This window comes from Leucobacter sp. G161 (genome assembly GCF_001482305.1).
Classification (GTDB): Bacteria; Actinomycetota; Actinomycetes; order Actinomycetales; family Microbacteriaceae; genus Leucobacter.
In genome coordinates this window covers 19837-29601 of the sequence record NZ_LOHP01000071.1, presented here as the reverse complement: position 1 = coordinate 29601, position 9765 = coordinate 19837, and the positions used below count along the sequence as shown (strand labels likewise).

General features: G+C 65.6%; 10 protein-coding genes. 6 read left to right on the top strand and 4 right to left on the bottom strand.

What is annotated here, in order from left to right:
• Together AUL38_RS12370 and AUL38_RS12365 are read right to left on the bottom strand one after the other, a co-directional pair.
• Positions 1-496, bottom strand: a 496-nt coding sequence (locus tag AUL38_RS12370) for an FAD-dependent oxidoreductase (RefSeq protein ID WP_153006585.1), incomplete at its 3' end; no start/stop codon positions are given.
• Between the two features lie 41 nt (positions 497-537).
• Positions 538-1203: a TetR/AcrR family transcriptional regulator gene (locus tag AUL38_RS12365; protein WP_059062669.1), complete on the bottom strand. Its 666-nt coding sequence runs from the start codon at positions 1201-1203 to the stop codon at positions 538-540.
• Positions 1204-1220: 17 nt separating this feature from the next.
• Between AUL38_RS12365 and AUL38_RS12360 the strand changes: the two genes are divergently transcribed.
• The gene (locus tag AUL38_RS12360) at positions 1221-2894 is read left to right on the top strand and encodes an FAD-binding oxidoreductase (protein ID WP_059062667.1); all 1674 of its coding nucleotides are present in this window, start codon (positions 1221-1223) and stop codon (positions 2892-2894) included.
• A gap of 32 nt (positions 2895-2926) precedes the next feature.
• Positions 2927-3793, top strand: coding sequence for an SDR family NAD(P)-dependent oxidoreductase (locus AUL38_RS12355; RefSeq protein ID WP_059062664.1), 867 nt, complete (start codon positions 2927-2929; stop codon positions 3791-3793).
• A gap of 53 nt (positions 3794-3846) precedes the next feature.
• Here the strand turns inward: AUL38_RS12355 and AUL38_RS12350 are convergent, their stop codons facing one another.
• Positions 3847-5106: a saccharopine dehydrogenase family protein gene (locus tag AUL38_RS12350; protein ID WP_059062662.1), complete on the bottom strand. Its 1260-nt coding sequence runs from the start codon at positions 5104-5106 to the stop codon at positions 3847-3849.
• 38 nt (positions 5107-5144) lie between these two features.
• Positions 5145-5861, bottom strand: a complete 717-nt coding sequence (locus AUL38_RS12345; protein WP_059062660.1) for a TetR/AcrR family transcriptional regulator — start codon at positions 5859-5861, stop codon at positions 5145-5147.
• A 131-nt stretch (positions 5862-5992) separates the two neighbouring features.
• Here AUL38_RS12345 and AUL38_RS12340 point away from each other — a divergent pair, with 131 nt between their 5' ends.
• The 4 genes from AUL38_RS12340 to AUL38_RS12325 are packed head-to-tail and all read left to right on the top strand — an operon-like array spanning position 5993 to position 9763.
• Complete coding sequence (locus AUL38_RS12340) at positions 5993-7072, top strand: ABC transporter ATP-binding protein (RefSeq protein ID WP_059062657.1); 1080 nt, start codon at positions 5993-5995, stop codon at positions 7070-7072.
• Entirely contained in the window at positions 7069-8103 is a 1035-nt protein-coding gene (locus AUL38_RS12335; RefSeq protein ID WP_059062655.1) for an extracellular solute-binding protein, read from the top strand. Before AUL38_RS12340 ends, AUL38_RS12335 begins: the two co-directional genes overlap by 4 nt.
• Entirely contained in the window at positions 8100-8972 is an 873-nt protein-coding gene (locus tag AUL38_RS12330; protein WP_083506850.1) for an ABC transporter permease, read from the top strand. The genes AUL38_RS12335 and AUL38_RS12330 overlap by 4 nt, the downstream gene beginning before the upstream one ends.
• Positions 8969-9763 (top strand): ABC transporter permease, encoded by a 795-nt coding sequence (locus AUL38_RS12325; RefSeq protein WP_059062651.1) that lies wholly within the window; start codon positions 8969-8971, stop codon positions 9761-9763. Before AUL38_RS12330 ends, AUL38_RS12325 begins: the two co-directional genes overlap by 4 nt.
• The last annotated feature ends 2 nt before the right edge of the window (positions 9764-9765 follow it).

Here is a 9765-nt window from a genome sequence, read left to right as displayed (position 1 = left end):
GCGCCAGCAGCCTTGCGGCCCGGGCGTCGACCCGGCGCGGGCGGGGGAGCACGCTCGCGGGGAGCCGGCTCAGGGCGCGCAGCACGTCGGCGAGGCGGATCCCGATCTCCGTGAGCGCGTCCTCGATCCTGCCGCGGATGCCGCCGTCGCGGAACTTTGGGACGAGGAATGCGCGCGACTGCACGAGGTGCGGCGCGATCCGGCGCAGCAGTGCTTCGCGTTCGACCGCGGACTCCCACGCGAGGGCGACGTCGCCCTTCGCGAGGTAGTGCAGCCCGCCGTGGACGAGCTTCGAGCTGTAGCCGCTCGTGCCGCTCGCGAGATCGCGCGCCTCGACGAGTGCGACCGACAGGCCGCGGGTGACGGCGTCGAGCGCGACGCCGGCGCCGGTGATGCCGCCGCCGATGACGAGCACGTCGACCTCGTGTTCGGTGATGTGGGCGAGCGCACGGGCGCGGCTCGCAGCGTTCAGGTCTCCTGGTCGTGCGTCGAGCATGCCGCTCCCGTTCTGGGCTGGCGCGGTGCCAGCCCTGTCGTTTAGGTGTGAGTCGCCTCGCTCGGGGTCAGCGCCGCATCGGGCAGTGACTCGTCGAGGAGCATGGAACCGAGTGGCCGCGCTCCGAGCGCAGCGGCGATCGTGTCGGTGAGCTCTGCGCAGGCCCGCATGAAGTCCGTGGTCGAGTGCATGAGTGGTGCGCCGAGCGCGACCCCGCGCACGAGGAGCAGTAGCGTCAGCGCGGAGGGCGCGTGATCCGGCACTGATCCGTCCGCGCGGCCCTCGGCGATGAGCTGTTCGATTGCCGCGAGCACGATCTCCTGGCTGCGACCGAGCCGCCCGCTGAGGTAGGGCTCGACGAGCTCGGGCTGGTGCGCGAGCACCGACGCGATGAGCTCTGACTCGACGAATACCCGCGCGCCTGCGCCGAGGAACACGGCGAGCCTCGCGGCGCCGTCAGTGTCGGGAAGGCCCGCGCGCAGCTCGGCGACGGCCCGCGAGAACTCGCGGGTGAGCGCGAGCAGGATCGCGTTGTCCATGCTGCCCATCGCCCGGTACAGCGTCATGCGGGAGATGCCGGCCGTGTCGGCGACGTCCTGCGCGGTGAGCTTGCGCGGTCCGTACCGTCTGAGACCCTCGGAAACGGCGTCAAGGATGGCCTCGTCGCGCGCCGCGATCGAATTGCCCCTGTGACGATGTGCATCCATGTGTCACACTGTAACGTATGGCTGCTGATATTACCGAGAGCGTTCCCGTATCACCGTGGTGGGGCTGGGCGCCCGCAACTGCGGGCGGCGTGCTGCCCGAGGGTGCGCGCAAGGTGCTCGGCGAGCGCCTCGGCATCGACCCCAACGCGCAGGTCGCGGGGCCGCCTCCCGAGGTCACCGCCGCCGACCTTCCCGACTCAACGCTCACCGACGACGCGCTTGGCGCGCTTGCCGGCGCCGCAGCGACGGGAACGGTCTCGCAGGATCCCGCGGACCGGATGCAGCACGCGGCAGGCAAGCACACGCCCGACCTCATCCGCCAGCGCGAGGCGCGCCCGCTTGCCGTGCCGGACGCGGTCGTGAGCGTCGGCGCCACCTCCGAGGTCCGTGACATCCTCGCGGCCTGCCTCGCACACGACATCGCGGTCGTGCCGTTCGGCGGCGGATCGAGTGTGGTCGGCGGCGTCACCCCGCTCCGTGGCGGCCACGCCTCGGTCATCGCCCTCGACCTCACCCGGCTCAACGCGCTCATCGAGCTCAACGAGACCGACCGAACCGCGACCTTCGAGCCAGGCATCCGCGGCCCCGAGATCGAGCACGCGCTCGCGGCACGCGGCTTCACGCTCGGCCACATCCCGCAGTCGCACCAGCAGGCTACCCTCGGCGGCTACGCAGCGACCCGCTCGGCCGGCCAGGCCTCGACCGGCTACGGCGCCATCGCCGAACTCATCACCGGCATCACCCTCGAGACCCCGAGCGGCCCCCTCGTGCTCGGCGGGCGCGCGCCAGCATCCGCGGCAGGCCCCGACCTCAAACACCTGGTCATCGGCAGCGAGGGCACCATCGGGGTTATCACCGAGGTGACTGTCGCGATCAGCCGACGCGTCACCGAAAAGACCTACGGCGCCTGGGCGTTCTCCTCGTTCGAGGCCGGCGCCGCCGCGATCCGCGCGCTCGCGCAGGACGGCGCGAAGGGCGACCTGCCCGACGTCTGCCGACTCAGCGACGAGGAAGAGACCGAGCTCACCCTCGCCCAGAGCGACGGCACCCCGGTGCGCCTGCTGCGCCGCTGGCTCTCCTCGCGGGGCATCGACACCCCCGCGCTGCTGCTCGGCGTCTGGGAGGGCACCGACGCAGACACGAAGCGGCGGCACAAGCGGGCCGCGAAGATCCTCAAGGCGCACGGCGCCGTCTCTGCGACGACCTCGCCCGCGCAGGCGTGGGATCGCGGCCGCTTCAGCTCGCCCCGGCTCCGCGACGAACTCCTCACCATCGGGGTGATGGTCGATACCCTCGAGACCGCGGCGACCTGGAGCAAGCTCGCTGAGACGCACACGGCCGTCGCCGAGGCCATCCGCGGCGCGCTCGCCGGCGGGCCGGGCGGCAGCGAGGCGAAGCCCGCAGCGGTACAGGGGCACATCTCGCACGTCTACCGCGACGGAGCGTCCCTCTACTACACGTTCATCGCCGCCGCCGAGGACGACATGGTCGCGCAGTACGAGCGGGTGAAGGCCGCCGCAAACGCGGCGATCCTCGCCCAGGGTGCGACAATCACCCACCACCACGCGGTCGGCACCGAACACGCCGCCATGCTCCCGGCAGAGATCGGCGAACTCGGCGTGCGCGTGCTCCGCGCGGTGAAGCAGGAACTCGACCCGGCGGGCATCATGAACCCGGGCAAACTCGTCTAGCTCGCGACCTGCGCGAGAGATAGTGTGTGGAAATGGCAACGAAGTCAAACCCCCAGCCGGTCATCCCAGGATCCACCGTGCTCATCACCGGAGCCGCCCGCGGCATGGGCGAGCTCTACGCGCGCCGCGCAGCCCGTGAGGGCGCACGCGCGATTGCGCTCTGGGACATGGACGCGGAGCGCGCAGAGGCGCTCGCGGCAGAACTCAGTCGGGGCGCGGGGAAGCGCGGCGGGCCAGGCCCCGACGTGCGCGCCTTCATCGTCGACGTCTCCGACCGCGAGGCCGTGCGCGACGCCGCAGAGCGCACCCGCACGGAGCTCGGCGAACCCGACATCGTCGTCAACAACGCCGGCATCGTGCGCGGCGCGCTCTTCTGGGAGCACGACCAAGAGCACGACATCGAGCTCACGATGCGGATCAACGCGCTCGCGCCGATGTGGATCTCGCGCGAGTTCCTCCCCGCGATGATCGCGGATCGCTCGCGCCCGAAGCGGATCCTGAACATCGCCTCAGCCGCGGGCACCCTCGCGAACCCGCGGATGAGCGTGTACGCCTCCTCGAAGTGGGCGATGATCGGCTGGGCCGAGTCGCTCCGCCTCGAGCTTGCCCGTGAGGGTCACGAGCATATGGCCGTGACCACCTTCTGCCCGAGCTTCATCTCGACAGGCATGTTCGCCGGCGCCCGCGGGCCCCTGCTCACGCCCATCATGAAGCCCGAGTATGCGGTGCGCGCGGCCTGGACCGGGATGCGCAAGGGTACGCCGCTCGTGCTGCGGCCGTGGACGGTGAAGCTCGCGATGATCGCGCGCGGCATCCTCCCGACACGCGCCTGGGACGTCGTCGCCGACAAGGTCTTCCACGTGTACTCGTCGATGGACAAGTTCACCGGGCGGGGATAGTGCCGGAGCTCGTGCGGGCCAGCCTGTTGGTGGGCCAGGCCCACACGTGCGCTCTAATTTTGGCTTCTGCCTATCGTGACGAGCGGCGTCGACTCGTCTTCGAAACGGGCATTGGTGCAGAACGGTTCGTACTCAGCGAAGAATTCCGCGGGCGGAACAGCTTCCTCGGGGGTGACGACCCCACGCTGTGAAATCAGTCCACGAGCAATGAGCTGTAGCCCGATGGCGGCGGGAATCGCGGTAGCTCCTGCCATGCCGTCAGCTGGAAAACGTGTGAGTTCGGCTGCGACGTGCGCTGGAGCGCCTGCAACGATGCCGCCGGCCCACGCCCAGAGTCCTGGGGCTGGGCGCGATCGCTCGGGCCGTGCGCTGTGCTGCAGTGCCGCAGGTCGCTCAAAGCCGGCTTCGATCTCGCGTGCAGCGTCAGCTTGCGTGAGCTCTCCGCGATCCACACGGGCCGCGATTTCCCGAATTCGGTCGAAGACCCACTCGGGTCCCGTGCCGAGGTTCTCGCACACTCGCAGCGACGTGAACGTGCGGGGGAGCGTCACGGCCTCGGGGTGGCCGATGATCCAGGCCTTGAGGTCGCCGTAGCCTGGGTAGGGGATCGTGCGCTTCTCGAGCGGCGCGACGAGCTGTGCCTCGCCGTCGCGGTGGACGCGCACGGTGCCCGTCGTCTGGTGGACGAAGTGCAGGGTGGCTGCGTTGGGACGGCCGCTCGGCTCGGGAGGCGCAAGCGTGCCCATCGGCCAGCCCGTGAGAAGCTCGTGGGTTTCGTCGAGCTGCTCAGCTGCGAGCTTTGCGAGGAGGTTCGACACTCCGGGGCTCGCGCCCATGCCGATGAGGGCGGTGACGCCGGCCTGTGCTGCAGCCTCGCCGTGTTCGAGCGCGGTGAGGGTTGGTTCCCAATCGTCGTTGATGTCAACGTAGTGGCAGCCTGCCGCGATCGCTGCGCCGAGCGTCACCTCGCCGAAGCGCGTAAAGGGCCCGAGCGCGCTCACGACCCCCCACACGCCGTCAAGCGCAGCTGCGATGTCGTCCGTGAGGACGTCCATTGCGAGAACGCGCACGTGTGCCGCAACTGCCGTGAGCCGCTCGAGTGCGGATGCGTCGAGGTCGATCGCGACGATCTCTGAGAACTCGGGCATTGCCGCGAGGGTTTCGACGGCCTTGGCGCCCATTGCGCCGGCGCCGCCGAAGACGACGACCCGCCGCGGGGTGAGCGCACGCGGGCTCGTCTCGGTGCTCGGTGAGGTGGGTACTGGTTCGTGCGGGTGGGGCATCGTCGCGCCACTGCCTGACTTAACGTTCATTCAGGCAGGTTACGAGCGGATCCATCCTGTGTCAACCGTCACCGTGTCGGCAAAGCCCCGCGGGTAGGCGGGCCGGTGATCGTGCTGCCGTCGGCGATGCCGACAATACGTTCCGCGATCTCGAGGTGTGCCCGCACTAGGCGATCCTCGTCGGGGGAGTCAATTTGACGTGTCCAGACTGGCAGGTTTTCGATGACACCAACGATCGCGTGCGCTGCGACCGTTGCGCTCGGCGCGGTGAATACGCCGCGTTCAATTCCGGAGGTGATTGGGAGCCTGATGATGTTGAATACCTCTGCCTCGAGAGTGCGCAGCTCGTCGTGTGCCTCTTTGGGGAGGTGGGTGAAGAGGTGTCCAGGTGCGTAGAGCGACGAGTAGGCCGCCACGTCATCCACTTCCGTGAGCTGGATGCGCACGTACATCCTTACTATCGCTGCGAGCTGTTCGTGCGGTTCGGTTCCCGCCTCGGCGACTGCTGCGCGCGCGGACGCGAGAAAGCGAGTGAGGGTGCTCTGGATGACGGCGTGGAGCAGGTCGCTCTTCGACGAAAAGTGCCAGTAGAGGGCTGGCGCTGAGACTTTTACTGCGGCGGCGATCTGCTTTACCGAGGTTGCCGCGTAGCCCTGCTCCGAGAAAAGTCGAGCGGCTGCCCGGATGATCCGTTCGCGTGTCTCGTCGGACGCGTTCGTGTTCGGGTGTGCGTGCGGGGGCTCGGTCGCGTTCGCTGAGCTCGCGCCAGTCTTGAGGCTGGGCATGGCGTTCCAATCAACTTGGGGCGGGGTGCTTGACACCGAGCCCGTGTGTGGGAGAGTATATCTCACGTCCCTGAATGAACGTTAAGTAAGGACGGGGCAACTATCCCTCAACGACGAAGGAACAAGCGCCAATGACCGCAATTGATGTGCACAACGTCTGCGTGAGCTATGGGTCCGTCCAAGCCTTGCATGACGTAAGTCTGCAGGTGCGAGCGGGTGAGTTTCTCACCGTGCTCGGACCGAGCGGCTCGGGAAAATCAACGCTGCTCGGTGTAATTTCGGGCCTCATGGAGCCCAGCTCCGGAGCGATAGAGGTGGGCGGACGCGATATTACAGCGCTTCCGACTCATCACCGGCAGATGGGCCTCGTGTTTCAGAACTATGCCCTGTTCCCAACCATGACCGTCGCTCAAAACGTTGCCTTTGGGTTGAAGGTTCGACGGGAAGACCGGGCGACAATCCAGCGAGAAGTCGAACGAGCACTCGCCCTCGTTCGTCTCGACGGGTACGGTACGCGTCGCGTCCAGGCGCTCTCCGGTGGCCAGCAACAGCGCGTGGCACTTGCGCGCGCAATTGTGATCAACCCCACGGTTCTTCTTCTCGACGAGCCCCTCGGTGCGCTGGACCGCAAGCTGCGCCAGGAAGTACAGGTCGAGTTGCGCGAACTCCAACGCTCGCTCGCAATTACCACTGTCATGGTTACCCATGATCAGGAAGAAGCGCTAACGCTCTCCGATCGCATTGCAATCGTAAACAATGGTCGGATCGAGCAGGTGGGCACACCAGACGAGCTCTACGCGAAGCCGGTCTCCTCTTTCGTTGCCAATTTCCTCGGAACTTCGAACGAAGTGCGCGGTCGGGTCAGTCGAGAAGGATATGGAGCCCGGTTCACCGACGGCGACCTGAGCTTTGCGTGCGAGGTTCCCCGTTTTCCGGGGAATGAAGCGATCGCGACCATTCGACCGGAGTCCATTCTGGTGGAGCCAGCCCACAGCACCACGCAGCCAGGCATCGTGCACGCGCGAGTCCGGGATGCGATCTACCTCGGTGGCAACACTCGATACCACCTCCAGCTCGAATCTGGCCACCAATGGGTGGCTCTCTCCAGACCCGATCACCCCATCATTCGCCGCGGCGCAGACGTGGCACTCACCTGGTCGCCAGAAGCAGTGTGGCTTCTCGACCCCAGTACACCAGGAGCAATCGAATGAACATCTCACGCATTGTGGGCCTCGGCCTTGCAGCATCTCTCGCTTTCGCAGCCGTTGGCTGTGGCTCGCAGAACGACGGAGCAAGTACAGCACCATCCTCAATCTCCATTCTTGAGTCCGGAGGGTCGAGCGGGGAATCAATCGCTGAGGCGTACGGCAAGCCATTCACAGCGACGACCGGTGTCAAGCTTGTGCAAGAGACCCCCACCGATCTCGGCAAGCTCGAGGCTATGGTGAAGTCCGGAAACGTGACCGCAGAGCTCGTCGAGCTCGGCGGTGCAAACGTGCAAATGGCCCTCGAGCGAGACCTGATCCAGCCGCTCGACTGGGACGCAATCGATCCCGAACCCATGACCGCTGAAGCCAAAACCGAGTATGGCTTTGGATACCAGACCTTCGCGCTGTACATGGGTGGCAGGGCGGATGCGAAGCCGATCACCACTTGGGCGGAGTTCTTCGACACCGAACGCCAACCGGGGAAGCGTGCGATCCCGACATACTCGAGCTACGCTTTGCCGATCGCGCTTCTCGCTGACGGTGTGAAGCCCGAAGACCTTTACCCGCTCGATGTCGATCGCGCCCTCGCTTTCCTTGAGTCGGTGAGCGATGACCTGCTGCTGTGGGAGGCAGCGTCGCAAACCCCGCAGATGCTCGAATCGAACGAGGCCGTCTACGCAGCGACCTGGGATAACGTGCGTGCTTCCGACGGGTTTCAAGTGAGCTTCGAGAATGCTGTACGCGAGCTGTCATTCTTCGTGATTCCCAAGGGGGCGAAGCATGTTGACCAGGCAAACCAACTCCTGCACGAGATGAGCAAACTTGAGAACCAAACAGTCGCGGCGGAACTGATTCCTGTCGCGGGTCCGAGCCCGGATCTTATGGGCAGCCTGACTCCCGAAGTCGTCGCAGAGATGCCCGCGAACCCAGCATTCGCAGACACGCAGGCGACCTACGATTACGAGTGGTGGGCAGCGAATGCCGCAGACGTGACTGAGCGCTGGACACAATTCAAGCTCGAGAAGCTCGGATGACAACGACGCTTATAGCTACCCGCGCGCCGGCCCGAGGCCGGCGCGCGCGGAGGGCGGGGGCCGGGGAGCGCATTGCCTTTCTCACGCCGGCAACGGTGCTGCTCGGGCTTGCGTTCCTCGCTCCACTCGCGTTGCTGCTCCCGCAGAGCCTCACGGACGGGTCAGGGTTCTCAGTAGGGGCCTACGACCGCCTGTTCAGTCAGCCTGTATACGCTGACGTGATCGGGAACACTGCGCGCATTGCAGGGCTGACGGCTATGTTCTCGCTGCTCGCTGGCTACCCGCTTGCGCTGTGGATCAGCAGACTCGGTGCAAGATGGAAGATCGTCGCAATCGTTGCGGTCGTGCTGCCGTTCTGGGTGAGTATCCTCGTTCGAACGTATAGCTGGACCGTGCTACTCGGCAAGGAAGGCATCGTGAACGTGGCTTTGCTGCGACTCGGCGTGATCTCTGAGCCGCTCTCGCTGCTGTACACCGACTTGGGAGTGCTCATCGGCACAGTCAACCTACTTGCTCCCTTCCTTATCTTGCCGTTGCTTGCGACGATGAGCGGCATCGATTCGCGCATTGGACAAGCCGCGCAGAGCCTCGGAGCGTCTCCATTCCAAGCGTTTTGGCGGGTGTATTTTCCGCAGACAGTGCCGACGGTTGTGTCAACCATGTTCCTTGTATTTGTACTTGGGTTCGGCTTCTACATCACCCCGGCGATCCTTGGCGGAGGCAGAGTGCAGATGCTGCCAACGGTGCTCGCAAATCTCATCAATACGACGCCTGACTGGGCGCTGGCATCAGCGATCTCCGTCGTGTTGTTGAGCGGAGCGGGGCTCATAGGCCTGGTCGGAAAACTCGTCACTAGGAGAACCACATGATTGGGCGTATTGCGCTTGCCGTTTGGTCAGTGATCGTTCTTATCTGGCTCATCGCCCCTGTGGCGATTGTTGTACCGATGTCGTTCTCGGGTGGCCGTGGGGTGTCCTTCCCGCCGGAAGGCTTCTCCTTGCAGTGGTACGAACGGCTCTTCACCGACGAGTCGTGGATGCAGGCGTTGCAGACGTCCGCAGTTGTGGCCTTGTTCGCAAGCTTGCTCGCAGTCGTTTCGGGGTCGTTGCTCGCGCACTCTGTCGCCAGACGACCTGGCCGATTTTCCCGAATGCTGCGTGGGATCTCGATGGGACCTATGGTGGTGCCCACCATAGTGTTGTCCGTTGCCATCTACCTTTTCTGGGCAAAGCTCGATCTGATTGGCACGCTGCCGGGCCTGATCCTCGCACACGCAACAGTAGCTCTGCCGTTCGTCCTCATGATCATGGTGAACGCGGTAGCGTCGGTCGATCCACGCATTGAGCAAGCGGCAGCAAGCCTCGGTGCGAGGCGAGCGACGGTGCTCACCAGAGTCCTCCTGCCCACACTTGCTCCGCACCTGGCGGTGTCGTGGCTGTTCGCCTTCATCGTGAGCTTCGACGAAGTCGTGATCTCGTCATTTATTGCTGGTGCGAATACCACGGTTCCCGTAAAGATGTTCACCACACTTCGCAACCAGATTGATCCCACGATCACTGCGATCTCAACTCTGTTGATCGTCGCGACGGTACTCGGCGGCGTTGTCGCCGCAGCAGTGCTTCGCCGACGCCTGCTCACCGTTGTCGGTGCGGGCAGCTAACC

Excerpts from the sequence above, each read along its gene's own strand:
- AUL38_RS12355 (WP_059062664.1), top strand. The coding sequence starts at position 2,927 with ATGGCAACGAAGTCAAACCCCCAGCCGGTCATCCCAGGATCCACCGTG.
- AUL38_RS12340 (WP_059062657.1), top strand. The coding sequence starts at position 5,993 with ATGACCGCAATTGATGTGCACAACGTCTGCGTGAGCTATGGGTCCGTC.
- AUL38_RS12325 (WP_059062651.1), top strand. The coding sequence starts at position 8,969 with ATGATTGGGCGTATTGCGCTTGCCGTTTGGTCAGTGATCGTTCTTATC.
- AUL38_RS12360 (WP_059062667.1), top strand. The coding sequence starts at position 1,221 with ATGGCTGCTGATATTACCGAGAGCGTTCCCGTATCACCGTGGTGGGGC.
- AUL38_RS12350 (WP_059062662.1), bottom strand. The coding sequence starts at position 5,106 with ATGAACGTTAAGTCAGGCAGTGGCGCGACGATGCCCCACCCGCACGAA.
- AUL38_RS12345 (WP_059062660.1), bottom strand. The coding sequence starts at position 5,861 with ATGCCCAGCCTCAAGACTGGCGCGAGCTCAGCGAACGCGACCGAGCCC.
- AUL38_RS12365 (WP_059062669.1), bottom strand. The coding sequence starts at position 1,203 with ATGGATGCACATCGTCACAGGGGCAATTCGATCGCGGCGCGCGACGAG.
- AUL38_RS12330 (WP_083506850.1), top strand. The coding sequence starts at position 8,100 with ATGACAACGACGCTTATAGCTACCCGCGCGCCGGCCCGAGGCCGGCGC.
- AUL38_RS12335 (WP_059062655.1), top strand. The coding sequence starts at position 7,069 with ATGAACATCTCACGCATTGTGGGCCTCGGCCTTGCAGCATCTCTCGCT.